Origin of the sequence: Pseudomonas sp. NBRC 111133 (assembly GCF_001320605.1) — a bacterium.
Taxonomy (GTDB): domain Bacteria; phylum Pseudomonadota; class Gammaproteobacteria; order Pseudomonadales; family Pseudomonadaceae; genus Aquipseudomonas; species Aquipseudomonas monteilii.
Genome location: NZ_BCBJ01000127.1, coordinates 1 through 25,558 on the forward strand (window position 1 = coordinate 1; position 25,558 = coordinate 25,558).

The following is a 25,558-nucleotide window of genomic DNA, read 5'->3' on the forward strand; positions in this document are numbered from 1 at the left end:
GGAAACCAGGGGCGATTCAGTCTGACTGGGTTGGCCAAAGCCACTGCTCAAACCTCAACTGCAGGTGCCAGGAATTCCTGAGTCGAGCCTGATCCTTCAGCGCTGCCCGACAGCGCCTCAGGAGCCTTCGCTTTTCACCTGGCAAATCCCGTTGGCCCGGTTCTTCCCGGTATACGAGACATCAGGTGAGCCGTCCGGGTTGATCGACAGCGAGATTGTCACCCCGCTGCCTTTGGCTTCGAAGTAGTTCTCGTTGAACTTCTTCAGCTTGCCTTCCTTGCCATTGATGTAAATCGGGCCGCCCTTGTCGGCGTGTACCTCAATGTTTCCTGGGCACGTCGCGTTCAGCAGTGGAATCCCAGCCTGGGCAGCGCCAGACGCCGCCAGCAAAGCACCAATCATTAGTCGCTTCATCTCACGCTCCTTGAGTGGATTGACCGAGATCGAAGCAATAGCTCAATTCAGCGCTGCCCGCCAGCGCCTTCCCCTATTCAACGATAACGCCTCCCCGGCGAGGGCGGCGCCTGCACGCAAGGACCACAACATGCCCGAACAACAGCACGACGAGAGCAAGCTCGAGCGGGTCATCCGCAAGATCAAGCGCTGCCTGGCCCTGTCCAAAAGCTCGAACGAGAACGAGGCGGCCACTGCAATGCGCCAGGCCCAAGCGCTGATGCGCGAGTATCGACTCACCGAGCTGGATGTGCGCCTGAGCGATGTGGACGAGGTCCAGTCGGAGAAGTCTAGGGCGAACCGCCGGCCAACCTGGGATCGCCACCTAAGCGGGATCGTGGCCAGGGTGTTTGGCTGCCGACCTCTCTCATATCGCCACTGGTGCGACACCTCCGGGCGCATGGTTGAACGGGCCTTGTTTGTAGGCGTCACGCCAGCACCCCAGATCGCGATGTACGCCTACGAAACCTTGCTTGCCAAGCTGACGCAGGCCCGGCGCGACTATGTGGCTTGGGTCCGATCCGGCAAGAGCCGCAGCACCTACTCGCCGGAGACTGCCGGCGATCACTTCGCAATCGCGTGGTTTTCAGTGGTGCACGGCAAAATCCATGCCGGACGCGCGCGGTGATGCGGTTCATGCGTTTCTCTTCGCTCGCTTCTCGGCAGTAGTCGGGAAGTCGATTTCAAACTCTCGGATCAGTCGGCCGAGCTGCTTGAAGGAAATGTTCAGCTCACGCACAACGTCTGCCCTGGACATTCCGACATTGCGGTAGGCGACGATCTTCTCTGCCTTCGACCTGTCTTCAACGGGGTCGCTGAGCTTTTTGCCCAGGTTGCTTTTCCCGTAGTTGGGGTCACGCTGGAACTTGAAGTTGCCTTGTGATGCCGCGCGAACGAGAGTCGCCTGGACGAGGCCGGTGTGAGCCATGGCCTCCTTGTAGGTCATGGTCTTTGCCAGCTCGCGGAGCTCATCGAGCTTTTTCAGGCGCGCCTCCACTCGTTTGTTGGGTGGGGCGGCTACCGATGCACGCTTTGGCTCAAGGTCGCGATGAGGCCGGTGTGGCACGTACTCGAACCCGGGCAGGGTTTCAACGGAGCCACCGCTGCCGAAGAAGTTGTCGATGCTGGCATTGAGCTGAGCCAGAATCTGGTCTCGGCTGTTCGATTGCCCGATTATTGCAGGCCACCTCTTTTGCTCGCAGCGCCTGCCTCCATCACATCCACAAACCGCATTGCGGTGCGGTAGCTGAAGGCAAAGCCCTGGACGGCGCCGGTGGCGATTTCAACGACATCCCACGTTGCGCCTTTGCCGCACGCCTGGTAGCGAGGGGCGGTTTGGCTGACCTTGGCATGGGCCTCGGCCCTCACTGACTTGCTGCGCTCGAGCAGGGCCGCGAGCACGGCAAGCTTCTGCTCGAAAGCAGGGTGCATTGCTGTCTGCATGGTTGATCCTCGGGTGGTCAGGCGTGGAGTTCCAAGGCTTCGGCCTTGCGAACGATTCGAAATTGGGCGGTGCGGCGCTCCGGCGCGCGGCGATCGCGGCGCATGGGGTCGCTGTCGTTGATCTCCGCGTGCATGGCCAACCAGGTGAATTTTCAGAGGACTTGTTTGCGCTCAAGCAATCGGTGGCATGTGACCGACTGATGCAGGTGATGGATGACATCAACGAGCGCTGGGGGAGGGGGACAATGCGAGCCGCCAGCGTGCCGGCGACACCGGACTGGGGGATGAGGAGGGAGATGATGAGCCAATCCTACACAACGCGTATCGATCAGCTGTGGACGGTTAAATGTTGAGCTTGCCGTCGGCCTGGCTGGCCGAACTCAATGACCAGCACGCTCTGATAACCGATCCGGATGGCCGAGCCGGGGTACTTGCCGAGCTCGCTATTTCTGCGCACCGACGCGGGGACGTTGATGCGGGCCAATTGGCCGACATGCTCGAGTTTGCCGAGGCGGCTAGGCTGTGGGCTCTGATTGAGGATGTATATGCAGCTTGAGCCGCTCGATGCGCCCACCGTCTAGGGGCGTTAGTGGCCGGTCGTGAATGGCTGCTTTCGACCCATTGCGGCCATTCGCGGAGGCCAATAAACGGCCCATTGCGCCCCTTCGACCCTATCGCTCGATAGGTGATCATGGCGCACTTCGATACAGATATGGCCTAGTTCGAAGCTACCATCTTGGCCCTGTGGGGCTATTCCAAGCGTTGCTACAGTGGGCTCCAACAACCATCCACCCACTACGAGCAACTACCCCATGAACAACCGCCTTGATTACTTCAAACTGTCTCCCCAAGCGTCCAACAAACTGGTGGAGCTCACCCTGCAACTGAGCAAGAAGCCGCTACTGGCCGATCTTGCCCACCTGATCATGTTGCGCGCTTCGCAGCTCAACGGCTGTTCATTCTGCGTGGATATGCATGTGAAAGAGGCCAAGATCCATGGCGAGCGCGAGCTGCGTCTTCACCACGTGGCCGTCTGGCGTGAGTCACAGCTGTTTTCGCCAGCAGAGCGGGCGGCGCTGGAGTGGACTGAAGCCCTGACCCAACTGCCGCCTCATGGTATCTCCAACAGCCTGTACGCGAGTGCGCGTGAGCAGTTTTCCGAGCAGGAGCTGTCGGATTTGTCGTTCCTGATCGTCGCCATCAATGGCTGGAATCGCCTCAATGTGGCTTTCCAGGCGATCCCGGGCTCGTCCGATGAACTCTTCGGCCTGAACAAGGCCAACCTCAATTGAGTAACTTGCTGATCAACGCGCCAAGCTGCTCGCCTGGAGCAGTCGTGGCGCAGTTGGTGAAACTCAAGAGCAGACCTGACTGACGCTGCGATGAGGCAGCCCAGCGCGACAACGCTTGTACCGACATGCCCCTCGCCAGCACCTGCTCGGCCAGGGCGGTGTCGCTTACGTCCTCCGGTAAACGTAGTACCAGGTGCATACCGCCTGGCGAGCGTTCCACCTGCATACCCTTCGGCAAACTCCGCTCCAGTGCTTCGATGGTCAATGCCCGTCGCTCGTTGTAGAGGCGGCGCATACGTTGGATATGCCGAGCGAAGTGTCCCTCGGCAACGAACTCCGCCACCAAAGCCTGGGTAATTGACGGTGACCCGGCAGCAAACAAGGCCCGTCCGACGCGCTCGAACGCTGCCACCTGCGCCTGCGGCACCACCAGATAAGCCAGGCGAATACCGGGAAACAGCACCTTGCTGAAGGTGCCGGCATACAGCACGCGCCCATGGCGATCCAAGCTGGCCAGCGCTGGAAGTGGACGGCTGACGTAGCGGTACTCGCCGTCGTAATCGTCCTCGACAATCCAGCCACCGGTGCGGGCAGCCCAATCGAGTAGCAGTTGTCGGCGTGGCAGCGACAGTGCCATCGACAGCGGGCTCTGATGCCCTGGTGTCACCATGACGACTTGAGCAGCCCGAGAGCCCGCGATGGCGTGTTCTACGTTCATGCCTTCTGCATCAACCGGCACCGCTTCCAGGTCCAGGCCGAACTGGCGGAGCACCTGGCGCGTAGTGGGATAGCCCGGGTCTTCCACCCAGGCGCACTCGCCTGGCTGCAACAGGGTATGTGCGACTAAGGACAGGCTATTGCGCCAACCGCTGGTGATAAACACCTGATGGGCACCGCAATCGATACCTCGGGACACCTGCAGATACGAAGCAATGGCGCTGCGCAACGCTGCTAGGCCGTGGGGTGCTGGATAGTCCAGATCTCCCAGACGCATCCCACGGAGATACCGAGCACCGAGACGCGCCCATATCTTGCGCGGAAATGCATCCAGCGCCGGTACCCCCATCTGGAACGGCAACAGCTGCGGTGGACGCCAGAGCGAATCAGGCGCGTCTTCGATCACTTGGCTGCTGACTGGCAATACGGTGGCCGCTGACACAGGCTTCTGCAGTTCAGGATTGATTACGGTGCCTTTCTGCCCGAGCGCCAGGAGGTACCCTTCGCTGGCCATCAGCGAATAGGCCAGTTCGACGGTGCCACGTGCCACCCCCAGCTCCTTAGCCATGGCGCGCGCCGACGGCAAGCGGTCACCGGGGGACAACGTGCCAGCGGCAACGGCGGCCAGCACGCGGTCGTACAGTTGACGATACAGGGGCAAGGCGGACTGCTCTTCCAAGGGAGCAAAAGGCGGCTTGGGGGAGGTCATCATGGCCTAGTTCATATCCCATTTCTTGGATCAATCAAGTGGGTCAATGGTAGTCCAATATAGCTCCATCACCTACTGATGAGGGCAACTCCCATGAAATTCCCTTTGCACAACTTCATACCCAGCGTGCTCGACCTGGCCGATACCGCCCTGCGTCCCTTGGACAGCACCCATGACCTGTGCAGCGCATTCCCGGTAATGCATCAATTGCGCCCTCATCTGACGAGCGAAGCCGACTTCGTCAGCCGCATCGAGCGTATGCGCCTTGAAGGCTATCGCCTGATTGGCGCTTATGACGCAGGCGTTCTTGTAGCACTGGCTAGTTACCGCTTTCAGGAAAACCTGGTCTACGGCGCATTCCTGTATGTCGATGACCTTGTAACCGCCGAGGCTCAGCGGGGTGGCCAGTGGGGATCGCGCTTATTGCAAGCTCTGGAACGACTGGCGCGCGCCAGCGGTTGTGCACGCCTGGTGCTCGACACGGGTTTGGCCAACGCCCGCGCGCAACGTTTCTACTTCCGTGAAGGCATGTTGACGGGTGCACTGCGCTTTCAAAAACAGTTCGATACGCCATAACCCGCATGCACATCCAAGGAGGCAAACCTCATGACATCGTCCCAACAGCCACTTGCTCCTTTGCGCATTCTTCGCCTGGTCACCAGCCCCAATGCAGAGGCTTCGGAAAGTCTGAAGCTGTCCCAGCAGATCCTGTTCGCCTTGGCCACCGAGGCCGGCAGAAGGGGTATCCAGTTGACCGATTTAGACCTCAACACCATGGCCCCAGTCGATGCCCCTTACGCCCAGGCATTAGCGAATCAACGCGTAGTCACGGCAAGTGGGCGGGACAGTACGTTGAGCCGTTCCAACGAATTGATCGACCAACTGCAAGCATGCGACGTACTGCTGATTGCCACGCCGATGCACAACTACAGCGTGCCCGCTCCACTCAAGATGTGGATCGACCATGTGGTACGCGTGGGCAAAACGTTTGTGGGCACCGCCAAAGGCAAAGTCGGAAATCTGACGGATCGTCCGGTTTACGTCGCAATCGCTAGCGGGGGCTACATCAACGGCCCACAGGCCCGTCAACCGGACTTTCTGCGCCCCTACCTGTCCGCCGTCCTTGCCACCATCGGTCTCACTCAGGTGCATTACTTCACCGTTGAAGGTACCGCCAAGGGGGTGGAGTCACTGAATACTGGAAGGGCAACAGGGTACGGTGATGTGCAGGCGTACTTTGTTAGGCATAGCCGTCGAGTGGATCATGTCTAAAGTCCGCTTCAGGGCCGACATCTACTCCAAGTGTTTAGGTTTGCATCTCAACTGGGCCGTATGCCAACAAGCGGCCACGCTCTTCATCGCTCATACAAAGGAAAAGAAATCATGAATCGTCTCAATTGGTTTGAAGCTTCGCCTGGTGCAGCTAAGGCCCTCGGCGGCGTGCATCATTTCGTGACCACCGCGACAAATTTGCCAGCCTCGTTGATCCACCTCGTGTTTCTCAGAGTGTCTCAAATCAACGGCTGCGCTCATTGCATTGATCTTCACTCACGTGATCTGATAAAAGCAGGTATGTCAGTGGACAAGGTGCTGTTAGTGCCGGTATGGCATGAAGCGCAATATTTGTTCTCGGATCAGGAGCGCTCAGCACTGGCTTGGGCGGAAGAAGTCACCAGGGTAAGCGAGACACAGGTATCCGACGAAGCTTATGCAGCCGCATCGGCGATGTTTGTTGAAAAGGATCTTGTTGACCTGACAGCGGCGATTGCCGCAATGAATGCGTTCAACCGTATGGGCGTCAGCTTCCGACTCAAACCTGCGGCTAGGGCTTGATGACCTAGGGAAATGACGCGTGCTGACTGGCTAGAAAGGTCGACTGCCAGTCGCTAGTTTTTACGCACTCCGTCGCCGCCAGCTTCGAGTTGTAAGCTGCCCTCCGAAGGGCTGGTGCACCCGCGGAAAGGATTTGCCGCCCCTTCACCGAATCGGCCTTATCAACTCGGCGCCCTGATTGCGTACATTCCCCACTGCCTTGCTCACCGGATTCCACCTGAAATCCTCAGTTTGGCGGCATCCCGTCTCCACGATCGCGGCAGCGCGCTCAGGCGATGTGGTAGGGGCCAACCACTCCAGAGCGGTCTGTGGCGTGAGCACTAAGGGTTTTCTGTCGTGGATGTCGATCAGCCCCTGGTCCGCCGGCGCTGTGATGATCACGAACCCGTCGCGCTCATCCGGTTCGAGGCTCTGGTGCACTTCAGCAAGTGCGGCGAAGTAAAGCGGGGCTCCGTCGGCGCCCGTGATGTAATACGGCTGCTTTCGCTTTGGCTCTGTTGGGTCAGTTATCCATTCGAACCAGCCATTGGCAGGCGCTAAAGCCCTGCCACCTGGCCACAACCCCTTGAAGAACTTTCCCGTCACCACTGTCTCGGCCCGAGCATTGATTGGATCAGCACGTTTCCCCTTCGCCCATAACGGCGACCATCCCCACTTGACCCTATCCACAGTCAGCTCATCACCAATCTGGCGAATGACCTCGACTCGGGTCGATGGCGCCACGTTGTATCGGTTTATAGGCTCGTGGTCATAGCCATTTATCACGACCAGATCCAATGATAGCTGGCGCAAGTAGTGATCCATCGACGCGTAGATCGAGTACCGTCCGCACATTTTCCACCTCTCGCCCGTCAGAATTTTAACGGTCAGGATTGACCGGGCAGCCGATGCCAGATCTACTGTATATGCATACAGCTTGCATTGGACCTTCCACCATGACCATCACATTTTTGGGCACGCCAACCGGCGGAACCGAACGGCTACCTCTGTATTCGTTTCACGTTCCGGCCGGTTTCCCCTCACCCGCAGCGGACCATCTGGAAGGCCATATCTCCCTTGATGAGCTATTCGACCTCCGCGCCCCCCATGTGTATCTGGTGAAAGTGGAGGGCGACAGCATGCAAGGGGCAGGGATCTACTCGGGTGAAATCGTCATCGTAGACCGCGGGCGTGAAGCGAAGCATGGGGACATTGTCATCGCTGCGGTCAACAGCGAGCCCGTTTGCAAGCGCCTGCACCGCCGTGAAGGGGTGGTGATTCTCAAGTCGGAGAACCCGGCATATCCACCCCGGTACATCATGGAAGGCGATGAGCTCCTCGTTTGGGGCGTTGTCCGTTACAGCGTTCGCGACCATGCGCAGTGACCAGGTCTTCGCGCTGATCGATTGCAACTCTTCTGGACCCTAATTAACCGTTAGCTTTGATTTTATCAATGTAATTCAATGCTTTAACCTTAGTAACTATTTTTAGGTTTTTCGAGCGTGTTCTACTGAACCCCGCAAATGGAATAATCTGGGCGCCACTGCGTTCAGCGCGATGGTCATGACATGTACCGATCTAGAGGTGATGGAGCACCCAGACACATACCCCCAAAATTTCTGCTTGAGCCAAAGGCAAAACCCGTTGCGCTCCCAATAGAGGATTTTCAACTCGACTGTGGTGGCGATGCGGATTACTACTCGGTGCCGTACCAGCTGGTGAAGCACCAGCTCGAAGTGCGCCTGACGGCGCAAACGGTGGAGTGCTTCCACGCCAACCAACGAGTGGCCAGCCATCTGCGCTCGCTGTACAAAGGCCGCCACACTACCCAAACCGAGCACATGCCCAAGAGCCACCGCGAACACGCCGAATGGACACCGCAACGGCTGATCGGCTGGGCGGAGCAAACCGGGCCGAACACTGCTGGTGTCATCGCCTACATCCTCGAACGCCGGATCCATCCGCGGGACGGCTTCCGTGCCTGTCTGGGCATCCTGCGCCTAGGAAAACACCATGGCGAAGATCGGCTGGAAGCTGCTTGCCAGCGCGCCCTGGCGCTGGGTGCGTGCAGTTACAAAAGCCTCGAATCGATCCTTCGCCAAGGTCTGGAGCGGCTGCCACTGGCCCAACAAAACCTGCCGCTGTTACCCGAAGAGCACATCAACCTGCGCGGCCCCGGCTACTACCACTGACCTGAAGGAGCACCAAAATGCTACCCAATCCAACCCTCGACAAACTACAAACCCTGCGACTGCACGGCATGATCAAAGCGTTGAGCGAGCAACACAGCACGCCGGATATCGCCAGCCTCGGCTTCGAGGAACGCCTGGGCCTGATGGTTGATCGCGAGCTGACCGAGCGTGAAAACACGCGCCTGAGCAGCCGCCTAAAAGCGGCCCGACTGCGTCATAACGCTTGCCTGGAAGACATCGATTACCGCAGCCCCCGTGGTCTGGACAAGTCACTGATCCTGCAACTGGGCAGCGGCCAGTGGTTACGGGACGGCCTGAACTTGATCATCGGCGGCCCCACTGGCGTAGGCAAAACCTGGCTCGCTTGCGCGCTGGCACACAAGGGGTTAAGCCGAGATAAAGGAAAATCAGGACATTTATTCCGTAAGCTGTTGATCTATAATGGTTTCACTGAAGGATAGGCGCAGACCTCGACCTATCCTCGCACGCCTGTCGCCTGGTCTCTGGAATTTTCAATTCCGACAAGTAGTTGCAGACCAAATGAGTTTTCCCTTATCTCGGCTTGACCCCATGTAGGCGAGCTTCAGTCTTATGCAAGACCATGTTGCGCTCTACGGCAAAGTCTGTGCACCAGGTAACGCATCAACCATTCGTTGGCCTGCCCATGTCTTTCTCCTGGTTCGACGGAATTACTTAAACGCGACCGGTTCGCCGTTGACGGCCCAGCTCACGCCGAAGCGGTCGGTCAGCATGCCGAAGGTCTTGGCCCAGAACGCGGGTGCCAGCGGCATCGTCACCTGGCCACCTTGCGACAGCACGTGGAAGGTGCTGTGGGCCTTGTCGATCGTGTCGTACTGAAGCGCGAGCATCACGCCCTTGACGCCTTCGTATGGCATGCCGGGCGGGGTGTCGCCGGCAAACAGCATCGCGCCACCGGGCAGCGCCAGGCAGCCGTGCATGATGCCATCCCCACTGGGTGCGCTGCCGCTATCACAGCCTTCGCCGGGGTTGGCGGACGCAGGCATGTCGGCGTAGCTCATCATGGTTTCGATCTTCGCGCCGAGCGCCTTTTCGTAGAATGCAAAGGCCTCGCGAGTGTTGCCGTTGAAGCTGAGGTAGGGAGTAAGGGTGGTGCTCATGGTGGGCTCCTGTTGCCAACGTGGATGGACTCGATGTGTCGGCATCATTTAGTCGAACGGCTTCGACGCCTTTCGACAGTCGCAACAAAAAATTTCTCAATCTCCAGACACCCACCAAGGACAATCAGGGCCAGTTGCTTCTGGCGGCAGATGAGTATCGAGAGCAATGGATAGTCGCACAGGCCTCTTTGGCGGCCTCCGTGAAGAGGGCTGTGAGCGATCGCACTCCATCGACAACCTATGATCGTCGACTCGAGGTGGAGAGAATCATAGAAGGAATTCCGGTAAAGCTTGCATTGCAGCAACGGACCAGTGCATCAGTCGATCATTCCTGGTGGACATTGAGTTGGCGGACAAAATATTCGTCGGATGGCTCGAATCGCCGTTTCTACCTGACAAAGAATGGTTGCTGGACAATTCCCGCGATGGTCGCTCTGAACATGATGGAAGAGATGGACGCCCTAGGGGGGATGAATGAGCAATACTTCGATCATCGCGGGAGGCCATATTTTGAAACCCTAGTTTCCAGCGAGATGCTTCCCGAGCAAAAAACAGAAGCTCTATCGAAGGTGACTGGACCAGACGAGGACTGGGGGGAAAATCCCTTTGTTGTGATCACTTACGATCCGAACAAAAACTGGAAGAAAGTCATGATCGTGAATACCGACATCGCTACCTGCTGACCTTCGCGGAGGTGCTTAACCCGCGGACCCTGGCCCTGCGCCTGACCGCGCTGACTCAATGGCACCGCTATCAGGGCTTTCCCGACCCAGCAGCCAGCGCCACCGTGCGTAAGACCTTGCGCGGTATTGAGCGAGTGAACGGGCGCCCTCGACAAAAAGCCAAGGCCCTGCTGCTGGAGGATCTCGAACTCATCGTGTCGCACTTGGACACGCTCGAAGGGCTCGCCGCGCTGCGTGACAGCGCGCTGCTACAGCTGGGGTACTTCGGCGCCTTCCGCCGCAGTGAGCTGGTCACGCTGGAGGTCCGCGATCTGCAGTGGGAACGGGAAGGTCTACGGATCACGCTCCCGCGCTCCAAAACCGATCAAGAGGGCGAGGGACTGGAGCGCGTGATCCCCTATGGCGACGGCCTCTGCTGTCCAACGAAGGTGTTACGGGGCTGGTTGGAAGCCGCTCAGATTGAGCAAGGACCATTGTTTCGACGCGTCAGTCGTTGGGGCGTGATCGGCGAGGTGGCGCTGCACGAGGGTAGCGTCAATACCATCCTGGCGACACGTGCCGAAGCCGCGGGACTGTTGTATGTGCCACAGATGAGCAGCCACAGCCTGCGCCGAGGCTTGGCCACCAGCGCTTACCGTGCCGGGGCGGACTTTCTGGAAATCAAGCGCCAGGGTGGGTGGCGGCACGATGACACCGTACATGGCTATATCGAGGAGGCTAGAGCCTTCGAAGACAATGCCGCCGGCTCGTTGTTACGGCGAAAACCATTAATGTAGTCCTCGGTTACGTGGTTTACATGCATCCACGAAACCTAGCAGAAGGGGCCGAATATTGTGTTTTATTTGCATGAAATAAAGCTATAAAATCATAACCTTGTGACTCAAATGTCCTAATTTTCCTTTATCTCGGCATGACCTCCGCAACGCGCCATGCCTGGCGCACCAAAAAAAGGCATCACCAAAAATTGGCGATGCCCGCATGCTCAAATGAGCGAGTCGTGATAAGCCGCATTACCTCAACGATAGGAGACCAATCAAATCGTCTGTACGGCGATGCACTGATGGCACCTGTAAGCCAATCAGACGGTAAGAAGCGACTTGCCATCCATCTCTGACGGAATAGGCAAACTCAGCATCTGCAACAAAGTTGGAGCGATATCGCACAGCCGGCCGTTTTTCAGTCCCAAACGATCAGGCTGCTCACTGACCAGAATCAGGGGAACAGGATTCAAGGTGTGAGCCGTGTGTGCCTGACCAGACTTGACGTCGAGCATTTGTTCGACGTTGCCGTGGTCGGCAGTAATCAGACATTCGCCTCCTGCTGCGAGCGTCGCTTCGACCACTCGGCGCAGACAGTCATCCAGTACTTCTACGGCCTTTACTGCGGCGTCAAAAGAGCCGGTGTGGCCCACCATGTCACCATTGGCGTAGTTGCAAACGATAAGGTCGAATGTGCCGCCGGCGATGGCGTTGACCAGATGATCCGTCAGCAGCGGTGCACTCATCTCAGGCTGGAGATCGTAGGAAGCCACATCAGGCGAAGGAATCAGGATTCGCTCTTCACCGGCAAAAGGCTGCTCTCGGCCACCGTTGAAGAAGAACGTGACGTGGGCATACTTCTCGGTTTCGGCAATACGTAATTGCTTCTTCCCAAGATTCGCCAGGTGTTCGCCCAAGCTGTTGCTGATCGCCTCTGGAGCGAACGCACAGGGGCAGTCCAGCTCTTCGGAATACCGGGTCAACGTCAGCAGTCGATCCTTGGGCAACACAAAAGGCCGCTCAAACGCGTCGAAGTCAGGTTTGATCAATGCCTGGGTCAATTCTCGCGCCCGATCGGGGCGGAAGTTCATGAAGATCATCGCGTCATCAGGGCCGACACTGACAGGTTGCCCAATCGTTGTCGGCTTGACGAACTCGTCCGACTCCCCGCGCTCGTAAGCTGCTGACAAAGCCTCAGAAGCGGTTGCCGCTTGATGTTCAGCATCCCCTGAAACAATCAGGCGGTACGCCGATTCAATCCGAGGCCAGCGGTTATCGCGGTCCATTGCATAGTAACGACCGACCAACGAGACGATCCGTCCAGCGCCCAGGCGAGCGAACTCAATCTCCAAGGCATCAAGCGATGCCTGCGCACTCTTGGGCGGAGTATCCCGACCATCCAGGAAGCCATGCACATAGATTTTTTCGACACCCTGCTCAACCAGGCAACCGCATGCCGCGACAATCTGATCGATGTGGCCATGAACACCGCCAGGAGAAAGCAGACCCATGACGTGCACAGCACCCTCGCGCGTCTTTATTCCCTGGATCAATTCCAGCAACGCGGGGTTGCGGGAGAACTCGCCATCGGCGAGCGCTTTATCAACCCGGGTCAGGCTTTGATAAACCACCCGGCCCGCTCCCAGGTTCATATGCCCAACTTCGGAGTTCCCCATCTGGCCTTGAGGAAGCCCAACCGCCAAACCTGATGTTTCGATTTGGCTGTTCGCAAAACGCGCAAGCAACGCATCGAATGTAGGTGTCCTGGCCGCTGCAAAAGCGTTCGACTCAGTCGCCTGACGAATGCCGACACCGTCGAGAATAATCAAAGAGCGCGTAGTCATCGTGCCCCCTAAAAGATGTAGTCGGTGGTCAAGAAGCTCGACTCACGATGACGGATGATGTCGCTGACCAGATCCTTGTTGCTCTCCTGGAACTTGGTGGCGACCAGTGTCCGGATGGAAAACACCCGCAACGCGTCATCGACCGAGAGCGTGCCTTCGGCAGAGTTTTTGCGGCCGTTGAAGGGAAAGCTGTCCGGACCACGCTGGCATTGCGCGTTGATGTTGATGCGCCCTACCTGGTTGGCGAACGCATCGACCAGACGCCCCACTTCTGCGGAGTTCGTGCCGAAAATGCTCAGTTGTTGGCCGAAATCGGAGTCGAGGACGTAGTTGATGACTGTTTCCAGATCGCGGTAAACCACCACTGGTACGACGGGTCCGAATTGCTCTTCGTGGTACACCCGCATTTCGCTAGTCACCGGGTACAGCAACGCCGGGTAGAAGAAGGTTTCGCAGACTTCCCCGCCTCCGGCATTGACCACTTGGGCGCCTTTGCTGACAGCATCGGCCACAAGTCCGGTAAGGAAATCAGTCTTGCCAGGCTCCGGCAGCGGAGTTAAGGCCACTCCCGCTTCCCAAGGCATGCCCGGTTTCAGCTGGGCAAGCTTCGACTGAAACTTATCCAGAAAGGCGTCAACTACGTTTTCATGAACAAAGAGAATTTTCAGCGCCGTGCAACGTTGCCCATTAAACGACAGAGAACCGGTCACGGCCTCTGAAACGGCGTTATCCAGATCAACATCAGGCAGGACGATGCCGGGATTCTTGGCATCCAGACCGAGGGCTGCACGCAGGCGATGTGGCTTGGGGTGCAGCTTTTTCAGATCACTGGCCGCCTTGTTGGTGCCGATGAATGCGAAGACATCGATCTTGCCACTGGCCATCAAAGCGCTGACGGTTTCCCGGCCGCTGCCGTAGATGATGTTGATAACCCCTGCCGGGAAGCTGTCGCGGAACGCTTCCAGCAATGGCCTGATCAGCAACACACCGAACTTGGCGGGTTTGAACACCACGGTGTTGCCCATGATCAACGCCGGGATCAACGTGGTGAACGTCTCGTTTAGCGGGTAGTTGTAAGGCCCCATGCACAGGGTCACGCCCAGAGGCACGCGGCGGATTTGTCCCAGCGTGTCCTGCTCCAGCTCGAAACGGCTGGAACGACGATCCAGTTCCTTGAGGGCATTGATGGTGTCGACAATGTAGTCGCAGGTGCGATCGAACTCTTTCTCTGAGTCCTTGAGGTTCTTGCCGATCTCCCACATCAACAACTTCACCACGGCTTCCCGTTGTTCGCGCATACGCTTGAGGAAAACCTCGACGTGGCGAATACGTTCGACCACACGCAGGGTGGGCCAGGTGCCCTGACCACGGTCATAGGCCTGCACCGCCGCATCCAATGCCGTCATCGCGGTTTGCGCATCCAGTAGCGGAGTACTGCCCAGAATCACGGCCTCGTGTCCCGATTCTTTTTTCAGGCACACAGGGCTACGGACCGGCGCTAATGGGCCGTCCCACAACCGCAGTTCCCCATTGACCAGATACTCTCGCTGCTCAATGGCCGGTCCTGGACGGAAAGCCGCAGGGATTTCGTCAGCGCTTGGGAACAGTGCTTCAAGTCGATTATTCAAAGTCATTTTTCATCCCTCTGTGCAGGTGCTCGCGCGGCCCGAAAGAAACGATCGGACACGCAGCGCCTGCACATTCAAAAGAATTCAGATCGCGATAGAGTCGGTGATCGGCCCGGTTTGAGCCGCCCAGCAAATGGCAGCGAAAGACATCGCATCCAGAGACGCTCCGCCGATCAAGCCGCCATCGATATCGGGTTGATTGAACAATTGTTCTGCGTTGTCGGCCTTCACACTGCCACCGTACAAAATCCGGCAATCGGCGGCCGCTGCGCGATCTTGGTCAGCCAAATATTGGCGGATGTGTCGATGCACCGCTTGCGCCTGCTCGGGCGTCGCCGTTTCGCCAGTACCAATGGCCCAGACCGGCTCGTAGGCAATCACGCCTTTAACCAGATCCTGAATGCCAACAGCCTTCAGTACCGCATTCAGCTGATTGGTGACGACCACTTCCGTTTCGCCGCTCTGACGCTGAGCGAGTGTTTCGCCCACACACAACACCGGAATGAGCCCGGCACGCAGCGCCGTAGCAAATTTCTTTGCCACGAGATCATCGTCCTCGGCATAAAGTGCACGGCGCTCCGAATGCCCGACCAACACAAAGCGACAGCCGATATCGTGGAGCATCGAAGCGCTGACCTCACCGGTATGAGCGCCTGAGAGCTGGGCGCTGAGATTCTGCGCACCCAGTGCAACATCTGAATCATCAAGCAAATCGGCTACGGTCGTCAGGTAGGGATACGGCGGGCAAAGCGCAACTTCAACGCTTTCAAAGCGTGAAATCACCGGCAGCAAACTAAGCAGCAACGACGCGTTTTCAGCACTGCTGCCATTCATTTTCCAGTTGCCGATCACCAGTTGTTTTTTGTTCGAAGAGGTCTGCATGATTCAGGCTTTCCTGTTCACAAGCGCGGCCGTGTTGTAAGGCGCCCGCTCCTGCAAGGCCTCTTCGATGCGCAACAAGCGGTTGTATTTACCGACGCGATCCGACCGGCTGAGGGAGCCTGTCTTGATCTGTCCCGCGCAAGTGGCGACGGCGAGGTCGGCGATGGTGGTGTCCTCGGTCTCACCCGAACGATGGGAGATGACGGCGGTGTAACCGGCATCTTGCGCCATGCGAATGGCGTCCAGCGTTTCGCTGAGCGTGCCGATCTGGTTGAACTTGATCAGGATCGAATTACCGATCCCTTTCTGAATGCCCTCACGCAGTATCTTGGTGTTGGTCACGAACAAGTCGTCACCCACCAATTGCACGTGACCCAGCTTTTGGGTCAGGCCTGCCCAGCCGTCCCAGTCACTTTCGTCCATCCCGTCTTCAATGGAGATAATCGGGTACTTGTCGCACAGCATCGCCAGGTAATCGGCAAAGCCTGCCGAATTGAACGACTGGCCTTCACCGGCGAGCACATATTGACCGCCCTCGTAGAACTCGGATGCCGCGCAATCGAGTGCCAGGGTAATGTCCTTGCCCAGCTCATAACCCGCTCGACTCACCGCTTCCTTGATAACAACCAGTGCTTCTTCGTTGGAGGCCAGCGAAGGCGCGAACCCACCCTCATCCCCCACCGCCGTGCTCAAGCCACGCTCCGACAAAACCTTCTTCAAGGAATGGAACACCTCGGCGCCCATGCGCAGGCCTTCACGGAACGACGATGCGCCGACGGGCTGGATCATGAATTCCTGGATGTCGATGTTGTTATCGGCATGCTCACCCCCGTTGATGATGTTCATCATGGGAACCGGCATGCTGAACTGGCCAGGCGAGCCGTACAGCGCCGCCAAGTGTTCATACAAAGGAATGTTCTGAACCTTGGCCGCCGCTTTGGCGGTCGCCAGTGACACGGCGAGAATCGCATTGGCCCCCAGGATGCTCTTACTCTCGGTGCCATCCAGCGCAATCATGACGTTGTCGATTTCGCGCTGGTTCAAAGCATCCAGTCCGATCAGGCACTCGCGGATCGGGTTGTTCACGTTCTCGACCGCTCGCATAACGCCTTTGCCCATGTAGCGCGCTGCGTTGTCCCGCAATTCAAGCGCTTCGCGTGACCCCGTCGAAGCACCAGAGGGCACGCTGGCGGTAGCACTGACGCCATTGGCGAGTGTCACCACGGCTTCAACCGTCGGGTTGCCTCGCGAGTCGAGGATTTCCCGAGCGCTGATGTGTTGAATCTGGCTGGTCTTGTTAAGCATGGTTTTCCCCCTTCGGATGGTTCGGAGCTTGCGTGCCGTCGCTCGGCGACTTCAGTAATTCCTGCTGCTCCGCGTACTGCTCACGAAAATCGAAATCTCTTGGCCACGATTCACGATCATGGTTATTCGTTGCGTCGTGATCTGCTGAATGGGTCTTACTCATCAGTCCTTCCTCACTCAGCGAATGGCTTCACCGACGCACACGACTCGAAGGGAGTTCGTGCCACCTTGGGCGTTGGCGTAGTCGCCTTTGGTAATCAGCACGTGATCGCCAGCCTTGACGACGCCACGCCGGGTCAGCTCCGCAACGGCCTTCTCGTTCACCAACTCAGGGTCGAAATCATCGCTGTCGAACGGAATGGTGGTGACACCACGGAACAGCGTGACCCGGTTCTGAGTAGCCAGATTGCGAGAGAATGCAAAAATGGGCAGGTGCGAGCGAATGCGCGACATCAAACGAGGGGTATCGCCGCTCTCCGTCATGCAGATGATGGCTTTGACGCCATGCAGATGGTTGGCTGCATACATCGCTGACATCGCGATGGATTCGTCGATCTTGTGGAACACTTGATCGACACGGTGCTTGGAGCGATGGGATTGAGGGTGTTTTTCCGCACCGATAATGATCCGGTGCATGGCCTCAACCGTCTCGATCGGATAGGCACCGGCCGCGGTTTCAGCGGAGAGCATCACCGCATCGGTACCATCCAGCACCGCATTGGCCACGTCGAACACTTCAGCACGGGTCGGCATAGATTGAGTGATCATCGACTCCATCATCTGCGTCGCCGTGATTACCACGCGATTCAGTGTGCGAGCACGGTCAATAATCAGCTTTTGCACGGCCACCAATTCTGCATCGCCAATCTCAACGCCCAGATCGCCACGAGCGACCATTACACCTTCCGATGCTTCAATGATCGCGTCCAGAATACGTAGATCGTTGACGGTTTCTGCGCGCTCGATCTTCGCGATCAAGCCTGCCTGCCCTCCAGCTTCATGCAGCAACCGACGCGCCAATTCCATATCCGAAGCATCGCGTGGGAACGACACAGCCAGGTAGTCCACCTGCATTTCTGCGGCAGTCTTGATATCGGCGAAGTCCTTCTCGGTCAGTGCCGACGCAGACAATCCCCCACCTTTGCGGTTGATCCCTTTGTTGTTCGAAAGCGGCCCGCTGACCAGGACTTCGCAGATCAATCGCGTCGCCTCGACCTTCAGGACCCTAAGCTCGATTCGCCCATCATCAAGCAGCAAAATGTCGTACGGACGGCTATCGGTGATCAGCGCTTCGTAGTCAATACCGACTCGCTGCTGGTCCCCTGCATTCTTGTCCAGGGAAGCGTCGAGAACGAACTGCTGACCCTTTTCCAGGATCACCTTTCCTTGCGCGAATCGCGCAATTCGAATTTTCGGACCTTGCAAATCAGCCAACACCGCCACGAAGCGGCCATGCTTGGCAGCCAGCTCACGGACCAACCTCGCCCGGGCAATGTGATCCTCCGCCTTGCCGTGAGAAAAATTCAGACGCACGACATCCACGCCTGCTTTGACCAACCCCTCGATGGCTTCGAATGATTCGGTTGCTGGCCCCAATGTAGCCACAATTTTTGTTCTGCGTTGCATGACAGTCACCACTTCAAATACGTTCGTATGAATAGCGCCCCGTATAAATCCGAAGCCCTGCTTCGCTAACCCATGCGCGAATTGTTCGAGCCCGGCACGCCGAAGCCGGCCGGGATGCTCGAAGGTCGGTCATGATTCGCGGTAGAAAGCCCCTGAATCGTAGAGTTCAGGGGCTTTGCTTTAACCGGACTCCCGATCAGGCCGTTTCGATCTTGCTGCGGTTCTGCTCGACCTTATTCAGGTAGTCCTTGAGGTTTTCCTGTTCCGCCGGTGTGATAAACAAACCGAGCTTGCTGCGGCGCCACAGAATGTCGTGCGCGGTGGTGGCCCACTCTTCACTGCACAGGTAATCGACTTCACGGGTGTAGAGCCCGCCGCCGATGTGTTCGCCCAGATCGCTCAGGTTCTGCACGCCTTCCAGCATGCGCCAGGTGCGGCTGCCATAAGTGGTGGCCCAACGGCTTGCGATTTCGCTTGGCATCCAGTCGAACTTGTCGCAAATCAGCGAGCTCAATGCCTGCGGGGTGGTCATGTCTTCGCCGCCGGGCAGAGTCGATTGCGCGGTCCAGCTCGGCTTGATGCCTTTAAAGAACGGCGCCAGTTGCGCCAGGGCCGATTCGGCCAGTTTGCGATAAGTCGTCAGCTTGCCCCCGAACACCGACAACAATGGCGCCTCTGCCGCACTGCCGGACAGGGCCAGGGTGTAGTCGCGAGTCACGGCCGAAGGGTTGTCGGATTCGTCATTGCACAGTGGGCGAACGCCAGAGTAGCTGTGCAGGATGTCCTCGCGGCTCAGTCGCTTCTTGAAGTGCGCGTTGACCACCTTGAGCAGGTAATCGGTTTCGCCTTCGGTGATCGTCACTTTGGCCGGGTCGCCGGTGTATTCGCGGTCGGTGGTACCGATCAGGGTGAAGTGGTTCAGATACGGAATAGCGAACACGATGCGCTGGTCTTCGTTCTGCAGAATGAAAGCATTCGGCGCGTCGTAGAGTTTCGGCACGATCAGGTGGCTGCCCTGGATCAGGCGGATGCCATACGGTGATTCCAACATCAGGTCATCGCGAATGAACTTGGCGACCCAGGGGCCGGCCGCATTCACTAGCGCCTTGGCGCGAATCGAAAACAGGTTGCCGTCAGCGCGTTCCAGGTGCAGGTGCCACAAACCGTTGCTGCGCCGGGCGCTGACGCAGCGGGTTTGGGTGTGAACATGAGCGCCTTTCTCGCGGGCGGCCATGGCATTCAATACGACGAGGCGAGCGTCATCGACCCAGCAATCGGAATATTCGAAGCCTTTGGTGATTTCGCTTTTCAGCGGGCTGTCCGGACCGAACTTCAGGCTTTTCGAACCTTCAAGTTTTTCCCGTTTGCCCAGGTGGTCATAAAGGAACAGACCGGCGCGGATCATCCATGCAGGTCGCAGGTGCGGGCGGTGTGGCAACACGAAGCGCATCTGCTTGACGATGTGCGGCGCCTTGGCCAGCAGCACCTCGCGCTCGGCCAGGGCTTCTCGAACCAGGCGGAATTCGTAATGTTCGAGGTAGCGCAGGCCGCCGTGGATCAGTTTGCTGCTGGCCGACGACGTGTGGCTGGCCAGGTCGTCCTTTTCGCAAAGGAACACCGAAAGACCGCGACCGGCGGCATCCGCTGCGATCCCCACGCCATTGATCCCACCACCGATGACGGCGATATCGTAGACCTCAGCGAGAGGGGGCGTAGGCAAGGTAGAAGTGAGCATCGGCAGGCCTCAGGGCTTTGTTGTGCATTTGAATTCGAACATTAATGTTCATTTTCGAAAATTGCAACCGAAATTGACGCCCGCGACCACTTAACTTCGATTGAAAATACTCATCGAAGGGCCGCTAAAGGAACATTTTCGAACATTTAGATGTGCGGGGGGGGGATTTGTAGTGCGGGCTTAACCGCCCTTGGGGTTAAACAACCTCGAGGCGAATCTTGTGTTGACTCAGTAGCTGCGCCAGCGCCGGCACTGGCGGCTGATCGGTGACCAGGCAATCGATCAGGCTGATCGGTCCCAGTCGAACCATGGCGTTACGACCAAATTTACTGGAGTCGGCCGCCAGTATTACTTGTCGGGCATTGGCGATGATTGCCTGGGATACCCGCACTTCCTGATAGTCGAAATCCAGCAGGCTGCCGTCTTCGTCGATCCCGCTGATACCGACCAGGGCGAAGTCGACCTTGAACTGGTTGATGAAATCGACGCTGGCCTGGCCGACGACACCGCTGTCGCGGCGCACATTGCCGCCAGCGAGCAGGACTTCGAAATCATCCTTGGCGCTGAGGATCGAGGCGACGTGCAGGTTGTTGGTGATCACCTTGAGCTGGGTGTGATTGAGCAGCGCCCGGGCGATGGATTCGGTGGTGGTGCCGATGTTGATGAACAGCGAGGCGTGATCGGGAATCTGGGCGGCGATAGCTTCGGCGATGCGTTGTTTCTCATCGCGCATTTGATCGGCACGCATGGCGTAGGCAGTGTTTTCTACGCTTGAATCGTAAGCAGCGCCGCCGTGATAGCGACGCAACAAATTTACTTCCGCCAATTGATTGATATCGCGGCGGATGGTCTGCGGTGTAACGACGAACAGCTGAGCCATTTCCTCGATGCTGACGTAACCGCGTTCGCGGACCAGCTCGAGGATTTGCTGCTGACGGGGAGGCAGATTCATGGGGCTTCCTTTGGGCTGCCGTGCAAAATTTGCCCATGATGCCGCAGGAATCCACTCCCTGCCAGTTACATACGGATACGAGTCAGTGCTCTGGCTTACTTAGCCTCTTCGTGCGGTTCCCAATCGCGGGTGCGGCTCACGGCTTTTAGCCAGCCGGCGTAGAGTTTTTCCTTCTCTGCTTCGGCCAAGTGAGGTTCGAATTCGCGCTTGATCACGGCTTTGCCACGCAGTTCGTCCAGGCTGCCCCAGAAGCCACAGGCCAGACCTGCCAGATAGGCAGCGCCCAGGGCAGTGGTTTCACGCATTTGTGGGCGTTCGACGTGAGTGCCGAGAATGTCCGCCTGGAATTGCATCAAGAAGTTGTTCGCGACTGCACCGCCGTCGACGCGCAGGGCTTTGAGGCGTTCGCCCGAATCCTGTTGCATGGCGTCGAGCACGTCGCGGGTCTGGTAGGCAATCGATTCCAGGGCCGCGCGAATGATGTGATCCACGCGTACGCCACGGGTCAGGCCGAACAGCGCACCACGGGCATACGGGTCCCAGTACGGTGCGCCTAGACCGGTGAAGGCCGGGACCAGGTACACGCCGTTGCTGTCTTTGACCTTGCCGGCAAAGTATTCGGTGTCGTGAGCGTCGTTGATGATTTTCAGCTCGTCACGCAGCCACTGCACGGTGGAACCGCCGTTGAACACCGCGCCTTCCAGCGCGTAAGCGACTTCGCCGCGTGGGCCACACGCGATGGTGGTGAGCATGCCGTGCTTGGATTTCACGGCCTTGTCGCCGGTGTTCATCAGCAAGAAGCAGCCGGTGCCGTAGGTGTTTTTCGCCTGGCCTGGCTCGACGCACATCTGACCGAACAGAGCAGCCTGTTGGTCGCCGGCAATGCCGCCGATGGCGATACCGCTTTTGGTATGGCCGTAGATTTCCGAGGACGACTTTACCTCTGGCAGCATTTCCCGCGGGATATCCAGTATCTCAAGCATCTTCGCATCCCACTCCAGGGTGTGGATGTTGAAGAGCATGGTCCGCGAAGCGTTGGTGTAGTCGGTAACGTGGATCTTGCCGCCGGTAAATTTCCAGATCAGCCAGCTGTCGATGGTGCCGAACAGCAACTCGCCGTTGCGGGCGCGTTCGCGGCTACCTTCGACGTTGTCGAGAATCCACTTCAGCTTGGTGCCGGAGAAGTACGGGTCGGTAACCAGGCCCGTGGTTTCGCGGATGTACTGTTCATGGCCATCGCGTTTGAGCTGCTGGCAGATCTCGGTGCTACGTCGGCACTGCCAGACGATTGCGTTGTAGATCGGGCGGCCGGTGGTCTTGTCCCAGACTACGGTGGTTTCGCGTTGGTTGGTGATGCCGATGGCGGCAACCTGATCGTGATGCAGGCCGGCTTGAGCCAGGGCCTCGACCATCACCGCACTTTGGGTGGCGAAGATTTCCATCGGGTCGTGTTCGACCCAACCGGCTTGCGGGTAATGCTGGGCGAATTCGCGCTGAGCGGTACAGACCACATTGGCGTCGCGGTCGAAAATGATCGCCCGGGAGCTGGTCGTACCCTGATCGAGGGCAATGATGTAGTTCTTATTCTGAATGTCGGTCATGTCGATTGCCTTGGACGAAATAAGGGGGGGTGGGGGCGCGAGATCAGGGTTGGGCAGGATTTCGCGCCGCCGCTTTCAAGAAACTTTTACTTTGCCGTCAATGGCGTGTTCTGCAGGCGTGTTCTGCATCCTTTGTAGCAGGTATGACGCTGGGTAGATGGCGGGCAATCAGCCCGCGATAGGCGGCAGCGCCGAGGCAGGCACCGATGATCGGTGCAAAAATCGGAATCAGGAAGTACGGAATATCGCGCCCGCCGGTAAAAGATATTTCACCCCAGCCGGCGAAGAAGGTCATCAATTTAGGACCGAAATCGCGCGCCGGGTTCATCGCAAAACCGGTCAGCGGGCCCATCGAGCTGCCGATCACGGCAATCAGCAGACCGATCAGCAACGGCGCCAGTGGGCCCTTTGGTAGACCATTGTTGTCGTCGGTCAGGGACATGATCACGCCCATTAGAATGGCGGTGATGATCACTTCAACCAGAAATGCTTGGCCCGTCGACAAGGCAGGGTTCGGGAAGGTCGAGAACACCGAGGCCAGTTCCAGGCTGGCTTGTGTGCCGCGAACCATATGGTGCGTTTGTTCGAAATCGAAGAACAGGTTGCTGTAAAGCGTGTAAACCAACAACGCTGCGCAGAAGGCGCCAGCGACCTGGGAGAAGATGTAGAACGGTAGTTTGCGCTTTTCAAAGTCGGCAAAAATGCACAGCGCAATACTGACTGCCGGATTGAGGTGGGCGCCGGAAACACCGGCGGTCAGGTAGATCGCCATGCTCACGCCGATCCCCCAGATGATGCTGATTTCCCAAAGGCCAAAGCTGGCACCCGCGACCTTGAGCGCGGCAACACAGCCCGTACCAAAGAAGATCAGTAAAGCAGTACCCAGGAACTCGGCCATGCATTGGCTCGAGAGCGAAGGTTGTTGTAATGCAGTCGTCATTGAAAACCTCGTTTTTTGTTGTTGTCGGGCGCTTTTTCATCAGGGTCAAAGCGCGATTTTCACTGAAGCAAGATCCCCTTCGATCTCGAGCTTGCTGCCGAGTGTTGCAGTGGAACATTCGCAAAATGTTCACATTCGAAAAATACAGACATTGAACACTGGTGTCAAAGGTCGAAAGTGAATAAAAACCCAATTCAACTATTAGTCATTAGTCACATGAATCATCGTTCTTGCTTAATCAGCGCCTCTCTCTGACGAGCGGCAACAAGCGCTGGTAGCCCTTTGGAAATTGGCCAAATAGAGCCTTGTGTCGATCAATGACCTAGAATCCAGCACACCATTTTTCTTCAGCCGCCAAGCCAAGAGCTACCATTACACCCGCATTGGATTTGTTGAAAAAAGTTCGTTACGAACATCGTGCGCGCAGTTACGAACATTATCCCAAGGCAGCGTCTTATGGGCTGGAGCCCGCGGAGAACTTCGGATTGGACCTACGCAAGTGTTCAAGGCATTGCTGGGCGGCTACTGAGAAGTTCGAGTTGCCGGTAGCCGTGGTGCCGGTCGTTTGGCACTGACGGCAGGCGAAGTTTCCCACCGCAACCAGAACATTGTGATTCGGGCTGATGGACGTGAATTTCGCGAGGCAGGTGTTCAGGTAATGGCTTGCGCCGAGAGATAGGGCGAGGTGGCGGTTCGGTTGGCGGCGTCAGTTCCGTCTGGCTGACTTGCAACTCTTCAAGACTCAGTTGGAGCTGATCGATCATCGCGTCCAGTTGCTCGGAGCTGCGACCGAACTGCGTACGACGCAGCTTGGCGATCATCATTTTCAAGCGCTCAATCTCTGCCCGCTGGGCAGAGACCAGAGCCTTCAAGACTTGAAGATCGTTAGGCAGAGAGTCGGTCGCGAGAGTCATGACCGAATGTTACTTGGGATTTTTTTCAGCGTGGCAAGTCAGACCGCGAGGACAGGTGCTGTACGAATTGGCCTGCGCCAATCAATGCCTTCCAACAGCATCGACAACTGCGCAGCCGTCAGCGACACGCTGCCGCTGGTTGCTTGCGGCCAGACGAAGCGCCCTTGTTCCAGCCGTTTGCAAAACAGGCACAACCCGTCGCCGTCCCACCACAGCAATTTGATCCGGTCACCGCGCCGTCCGCGAAAGGCGAAAATCTGACCGGAGAACGGATCGGCTTTAAGCTGAGTCTGCACCAGTGCGGCTAAACCGTCGAAGCCACGGCGCATGTCCGTGACACCGGCGGCGATCCAGATGCGGGCTCCAGCGGGAGGAGAAATCATCGCAATAACTGCTGCAAGATGAGTTGCAGGGTCTGCGGGTCAGGCGTGCCAGTGATGCGCAGCTTACGGGCTGCCCATGCCCGAAGGTTCTGAAGCTAACCAGTATCTTTTTTTCGACTTGGTTGAGACTGTCGGCAGAAATCGGCGTATTCGTGCCGGTGAGCACGAAGAGAATGTCTACACCGTGATTCGTGATGGCTGCGAGATAATCAGCTTTAGGCATGCGTTTGCCACTTTCGTATTTGCCTTCAGCGTTTGCCTCCACACCACCTAATTGACCAAACGCACGTTGCGAAAGACGTAAGCGCTCCCTTTCGCTTCGTAATCGACAGCCAATTCAATCCATATGAATACTCAAACAAGTAAGCTCTATTCGTTAGGGTTGTAAATTGATTCAGCCTGAACCAATTTTAACCAGTATGAATGATTTTGAACCATGTCACGCTTGGAGCAGCGCCGCGTAAAGGGCAAACGTCCGAGCATCATGACGACCACCCAACAAGGTAAATCCGACCAAGAGTTTCATTCTTGAGAGATTGCGTTACCCCCG

General features: G+C 57.5%; 24 protein-coding genes and 8 pseudogenes. 12 read left to right on the top strand and 20 right to left on the bottom strand.

The annotated features are described in order from the left end of the window. Nucleotides 1–117: 117 nt before the first annotated feature. On the bottom strand, nucleotides 118–414 hold the full coding sequence (locus tag APH36_RS27490; RefSeq protein ID WP_060501465.1) for a hypothetical protein: 297 nt from the start codon (nucleotides 412–414) through the stop codon (nucleotides 118–120). 130 nt (nucleotides 415–544) lie between these two features. Here APH36_RS27490 and APH36_RS27495 point away from each other — a divergent pair. After that, nucleotides 545–1,063 (top strand): annotated as a pseudogene (locus APH36_RS27495) (DUF2786 domain-containing protein); the annotation flags it as partial. Nucleotides 1,064–1,087: 24 nt separating this feature from the next. Here APH36_RS27495 and APH36_RS32210 read toward each other — a convergent pair. From APH36_RS32210 to APH36_RS32895, 3 genes and pseudogenes are all read right to left on the bottom strand, one after another. Continuing rightward, complete coding sequence (locus APH36_RS32210; RefSeq protein WP_177337140.1) at nucleotides 1,088–1,399, bottom strand: hypothetical protein; 312 nt, start codon at nucleotides 1,397–1,399, stop codon at nucleotides 1,088–1,090. Nucleotides 1,400–1,626: 227 nt separating this feature from the next. Then, nucleotides 1,627–1,896, bottom strand: a complete 270-nt coding sequence (locus APH36_RS27505) for a hypothetical protein (protein WP_060501469.1) — start codon at nucleotides 1,894–1,896, stop codon at nucleotides 1,627–1,629. A gap of 17 nt (nucleotides 1,897–1,913) precedes the next feature. Continuing rightward, nucleotides 1,914–2,036, bottom strand: a pseudogene (locus APH36_RS32895) (helix-turn-helix transcriptional regulator); the annotation flags it as partial. Between APH36_RS32895 and APH36_RS27510 the strand changes: the two are divergent. Further along, nucleotides 2,004–2,249: pseudogene (locus APH36_RS27510) on the top strand (DUF4113 domain-containing protein); the annotation flags it as partial. The pseudogenes APH36_RS32895 and APH36_RS27510 overlap by 33 nt on opposite strands. 459 nt (nucleotides 2,250–2,708) lie before the next feature. Further along, on the top strand, nucleotides 2,709–3,188 hold the full coding sequence (locus APH36_RS27520) for a carboxymuconolactone decarboxylase family protein (RefSeq protein ID WP_012314955.1): 480 nt from the start codon (nucleotides 2,709–2,711) through the stop codon (nucleotides 3,186–3,188). On the opposite strand, the gene APH36_RS27525 is transcribed toward APH36_RS27520, so the two are convergent. Beyond that, nucleotides 3,181–4,617 carry a PLP-dependent aminotransferase family protein gene (locus APH36_RS27525; protein ID WP_060501475.1) on the bottom strand — a complete coding sequence of 479 codons (1,437 nt, stop codon included), beginning with the start codon at nucleotides 4,615–4,617 and terminating at the stop codon, nucleotides 3,181–3,183. The genes APH36_RS27520 and APH36_RS27525 overlap by 8 nt on opposite strands. 90 nt (nucleotides 4,618–4,707) lie before the next feature. Between APH36_RS27525 and APH36_RS27530 the strand changes: the two genes are divergently transcribed. The 3 genes from APH36_RS27530 (at nucleotide 4,708) to APH36_RS27540 (ending at nucleotide 6,447) form a co-directional block, all read left to right on the top strand. Beyond that, a complete protein-coding gene (locus tag APH36_RS27530; protein ID WP_060501477.1) occupies nucleotides 4,708–5,190 on the top strand; it encodes a GNAT family N-acetyltransferase in 483 nt (160 codons plus the stop codon). Nucleotides 5,191–5,220: 30 nt separating this feature from the next. Further along, nucleotides 5,221–5,886, top strand: coding sequence for an FMN-dependent NADH-azoreductase (locus APH36_RS27535; protein ID WP_060501479.1), 666 nt, complete (start codon nucleotides 5,221–5,223; stop codon nucleotides 5,884–5,886). Between the two features lie 111 nt (nucleotides 5,887–5,997). Beyond that, nucleotides 5,998–6,447: a carboxymuconolactone decarboxylase family protein gene (locus APH36_RS27540; RefSeq protein WP_060501481.1), complete on the top strand. Its 450-nt coding sequence runs from the start codon at nucleotides 5,998–6,000 to the stop codon at nucleotides 6,445–6,447. A 144-nt stretch (nucleotides 6,448–6,591) separates the two neighbouring features. Here APH36_RS27540 and APH36_RS27545 read toward each other — a convergent pair whose 3' ends face one another. Continuing rightward, nucleotides 6,592–7,281 (bottom strand): SOS response-associated peptidase family protein, encoded by a 690-nt coding sequence (locus APH36_RS27545; protein WP_060501483.1) that lies wholly within the window; start codon nucleotides 7,279–7,281, stop codon nucleotides 6,592–6,594. A 101-nt stretch (nucleotides 7,282–7,382) separates the two neighbouring features. Here APH36_RS27545 and APH36_RS27550 point away from each other — a divergent pair, with 101 nt between their 5' ends. From APH36_RS27550 to APH36_RS27560, 3 genes and pseudogenes are all read left to right on the top strand, one after another. Beyond that, entirely contained in the window at nucleotides 7,383–7,811 is a 429-nt protein-coding gene (locus tag APH36_RS27550) for a LexA family transcriptional regulator (protein ID WP_060501485.1), read from the top strand. 300 nt (nucleotides 7,812–8,111) lie between these two features. Next, a pseudogene (locus APH36_RS27555) lies at nucleotides 8,112–8,618 on the top strand (IS21 family transposase); the annotation flags it as partial. A 17-nt stretch (nucleotides 8,619–8,635) separates the two neighbouring features. Then, a pseudogene (locus APH36_RS27560) lies at nucleotides 8,636–9,001 on the top strand (ATP-binding protein); the annotation flags it as partial. 306 nt (nucleotides 9,002–9,307) lie between these two features. Here the strand turns inward: APH36_RS27560 and APH36_RS27565 are convergent. Beyond that, nucleotides 9,308–9,757 carry a VOC family protein gene (locus tag APH36_RS27565; RefSeq protein WP_041506109.1) on the bottom strand — a complete coding sequence of 150 codons (450 nt, stop codon included), beginning with the start codon at nucleotides 9,755–9,757 and terminating at the stop codon, nucleotides 9,308–9,310. A gap of 20 nt (nucleotides 9,758–9,777) precedes the next feature. On the opposite strand from APH36_RS27565, the gene APH36_RS32900 reads away from it, so the two are divergent. Both APH36_RS32900 and APH36_RS27575 read left to right on the top strand, forming a co-directional pair. Further along, the gene (locus APH36_RS32900) at nucleotides 9,778–10,440 is read left to right on the top strand and encodes a hypothetical protein (RefSeq protein ID WP_168928524.1); all 663 of its coding nucleotides are present in this window, start codon (nucleotides 9,778–9,780) and stop codon (nucleotides 10,438–10,440) included. An 11-nt stretch (nucleotides 10,441–10,451) separates the two neighbouring features. Next, on the top strand, nucleotides 10,452–11,216 hold the full coding sequence (locus APH36_RS27575) for a site-specific integrase (protein ID WP_235575256.1): 765 nt from the start codon (nucleotides 10,452–10,454) through the stop codon (nucleotides 11,214–11,216). A gap of 302 nt (nucleotides 11,217–11,518) precedes the next feature. Here APH36_RS27575 and gpmI read toward each other — a convergent pair whose 3' ends face one another. From gpmI to APH36_RS27620, 10 genes are all read right to left on the bottom strand, one after another. Further along, nucleotides 11,519–13,042 (bottom strand): 2,3-bisphosphoglycerate-independent phosphoglycerate mutase, encoded by a 1,524-nt coding sequence (gpmI, locus tag APH36_RS27580; protein WP_057978689.1) that lies wholly within the window; start codon nucleotides 13,040–13,042, stop codon nucleotides 11,519–11,521. A gap of 8 nt (nucleotides 13,043–13,050) precedes the next feature. Further along, a complete protein-coding gene (locus tag APH36_RS27585) occupies nucleotides 13,051–14,676 on the bottom strand; it encodes an NADP-dependent glyceraldehyde-3-phosphate dehydrogenase (RefSeq protein WP_057978691.1) in 1,626 nt (541 codons plus the stop codon). A gap of 78 nt (nucleotides 14,677–14,754) precedes the next feature. Continuing rightward, nucleotides 14,755–15,552 (bottom strand): triose-phosphate isomerase, encoded by a 798-nt coding sequence (gene tpiA / locus APH36_RS27590; protein WP_057978693.1) that lies wholly within the window; start codon nucleotides 15,550–15,552, stop codon nucleotides 14,755–14,757. A 3-nt stretch (nucleotides 15,553–15,555) separates the two neighbouring features. Then, nucleotides 15,556–16,857, bottom strand: coding sequence for a phosphopyruvate hydratase (eno, locus tag APH36_RS27595; protein WP_060501487.1), 1,302 nt, complete (start codon nucleotides 16,855–16,857; stop codon nucleotides 15,556–15,558). Next, entirely contained in the window at nucleotides 16,850–17,020 is a 171-nt protein-coding gene (locus APH36_RS32215) for a hypothetical protein (RefSeq protein ID WP_166729440.1), read from the bottom strand. The genes eno and APH36_RS32215 overlap by 8 nt, the downstream gene beginning before the upstream one ends. A 14-nt stretch (nucleotides 17,021–17,034) precedes the next feature. Beyond that, on the bottom strand, nucleotides 17,035–18,483 hold the full coding sequence (gene pyk / locus APH36_RS27600; protein ID WP_057978697.1) for a pyruvate kinase: 1,449 nt from the start codon (nucleotides 18,481–18,483) through the stop codon (nucleotides 17,035–17,037). Between the two features lie 196 nt (nucleotides 18,484–18,679). Beyond that, nucleotides 18,680–20,218 carry a glycerol-3-phosphate dehydrogenase gene (gene glpD, locus APH36_RS27605; RefSeq protein ID WP_057978699.1) on the bottom strand — a complete coding sequence of 513 codons (1,539 nt, stop codon included), beginning with the start codon at nucleotides 20,216–20,218 and terminating at the stop codon, nucleotides 18,680–18,682. Nucleotides 20,219–20,414: 196 nt separating this feature from the next. Beyond that, nucleotides 20,415–21,170 (bottom strand): DeoR/GlpR family transcriptional regulator, encoded by a 756-nt coding sequence (locus tag APH36_RS27610; protein ID WP_057978701.1) that lies wholly within the window; start codon nucleotides 21,168–21,170, stop codon nucleotides 20,415–20,417. Between the two features lie 95 nt (nucleotides 21,171–21,265). Then, nucleotides 21,266–22,771: a glycerol kinase GlpK gene (gene glpK / locus APH36_RS27615; protein ID WP_060501489.1), complete on the bottom strand. Its 1,506-nt coding sequence runs from the start codon at nucleotides 22,769–22,771 to the stop codon at nucleotides 21,266–21,268. Between the two features lie 97 nt (nucleotides 22,772–22,868). Next, nucleotides 22,869–23,711, bottom strand: a complete 843-nt coding sequence (locus tag APH36_RS27620; RefSeq protein WP_057978705.1) for an MIP/aquaporin family protein — start codon at nucleotides 23,709–23,711, stop codon at nucleotides 22,869–22,871. 371 nt (nucleotides 23,712–24,082) lie between these two features. Between APH36_RS27620 and APH36_RS32905 the strand changes: the two are divergent. Beyond that, nucleotides 24,083–24,277: pseudogene (locus tag APH36_RS32905) on the top strand (Cys-tRNA(Pro) deacylase); the annotation flags it as partial. A 15-nt stretch (nucleotides 24,278–24,292) separates the two neighbouring features. On the opposite strand, the pseudogene APH36_RS31350 reads toward APH36_RS32905, so the two are convergent. The 3 genes and pseudogenes from APH36_RS31350 to APH36_RS32910 form a co-directional block, all read right to left on the bottom strand. Then, nucleotides 24,293–24,625: pseudogene (locus APH36_RS31350) on the bottom strand (IS66 family transposase); the annotation flags it as partial. A gap of 38 nt (nucleotides 24,626–24,663) precedes the next feature. Next, nucleotides 24,664–25,008 (bottom strand): IS66 family insertion sequence element accessory protein TnpB, encoded by a 345-nt coding sequence (gene tnpB / locus APH36_RS27625; protein WP_041506139.1) that lies wholly within the window; start codon nucleotides 25,006–25,008, stop codon nucleotides 24,664–24,666. 88 nt (nucleotides 25,009–25,096) lie between these two features. Continuing rightward, a pseudogene (locus tag APH36_RS32910) lies at nucleotides 25,097–25,345 on the bottom strand (helix-turn-helix domain-containing protein); the annotation flags it as partial. Between the last annotated feature and the right edge of the window lie 213 nt (nucleotides 25,346–25,558).

Coding starts and splice junctions, on each gene's coding strand:
- APH36_RS27585 (WP_057978691.1), bottom strand. CDS start 14,676: ATGACTTTGAATAATCGACTTGAAGCACTGTTCCCAAGCGCTGACGAA.
- APH36_RS27490 (WP_060501465.1), bottom strand. CDS start 414: ATGAAGCGACTAATGATTGGTGCTTTGCTGGCGGCGTCTGGCGCTGCC.
- APH36_RS27550 (WP_060501485.1), top strand. CDS start 7,383: ATGACCATCACATTTTTGGGCACGCCAACCGGCGGAACCGAACGGCTA.
- APH36_RS27525 (WP_060501475.1), bottom strand. CDS start 4,617: ATGATGACCTCCCCCAAGCCGCCTTTTGCTCCCTTGGAAGAGCAGTCC.
- eno (WP_060501487.1), bottom strand. CDS start 16,857: ATGCTTAACAAGACCAGCCAGATTCAACACATCAGCGCTCGGGAAATC.
- tnpB (WP_041506139.1), bottom strand. CDS start 25,008: ATGATTTCTCCTCCCGCTGGAGCCCGCATCTGGATCGCCGCCGGTGTC.
- APH36_RS27520 (WP_012314955.1), top strand. CDS start 2,709: ATGAACAACCGCCTTGATTACTTCAAACTGTCTCCCCAAGCGTCCAAC.
- APH36_RS32210 (WP_177337140.1), bottom strand. CDS start 1,399: ATGACCTACAAGGAGGCCATGGCTCACACCGGCCTCGTCCAGGCGACT.
- APH36_RS32215 (WP_166729440.1), bottom strand. CDS start 17,020: ATGAGTAAGACCCATTCAGCAGATCACGACGCAACGAATAACCATGAT.
- glpD (WP_057978699.1), bottom strand. CDS start 20,218: ATGCTCACTTCTACCTTGCCTACGCCCCCTCTCGCTGAGGTCTACGAT.
- APH36_RS27530 (WP_060501477.1), top strand. CDS start 4,708: ATGAAATTCCCTTTGCACAACTTCATACCCAGCGTGCTCGACCTGGCC.
- tpiA (WP_057978693.1), bottom strand. CDS start 15,552: ATGCAGACCTCTTCGAACAAAAAACAACTGGTGATCGGCAACTGGAAA.
- APH36_RS27565 (WP_041506109.1), bottom strand. CDS start 9,757: ATGAGCACCACCCTTACTCCCTACCTCAGCTTCAACGGCAACACTCGC.
- APH36_RS27610 (WP_057978701.1), bottom strand. CDS start 21,170: ATGAATCTGCCTCCCCGTCAGCAGCAAATCCTCGAGCTGGTCCGCGAA.
- APH36_RS27505 (WP_060501469.1), bottom strand. CDS start 1,896: ATGCAGACAGCAATGCACCCTGCTTTCGAGCAGAAGCTTGCCGTGCTC.
- APH36_RS27535 (WP_060501479.1), top strand. CDS start 5,221: ATGACATCGTCCCAACAGCCACTTGCTCCTTTGCGCATTCTTCGCCTG.
- pyk (WP_057978697.1), bottom strand. CDS start 18,483: ATGCAACGCAGAACAAAAATTGTGGCTACATTGGGGCCAGCAACCGAA.
- glpK (WP_060501489.1), bottom strand. CDS start 22,771: ATGACCGACATTCAGAATAAGAACTACATCATTGCCCTCGATCAGGGT.
- APH36_RS27620 (WP_057978705.1), bottom strand. CDS start 23,711: ATGACGACTGCATTACAACAACCTTCGCTCTCGAGCCAATGCATGGCC.
- gpmI (WP_057978689.1), bottom strand. CDS start 13,042: ATGACTACGCGCTCTTTGATTATTCTCGACGGTGTCGGCATTCGTCAG.
- APH36_RS27540 (WP_060501481.1), top strand. CDS start 5,998: ATGAATCGTCTCAATTGGTTTGAAGCTTCGCCTGGTGCAGCTAAGGCC.
- APH36_RS27545 (WP_060501483.1), bottom strand. CDS start 7,281: ATGTGCGGACGGTACTCGATCTACGCGTCGATGGATCACTACTTGCGC.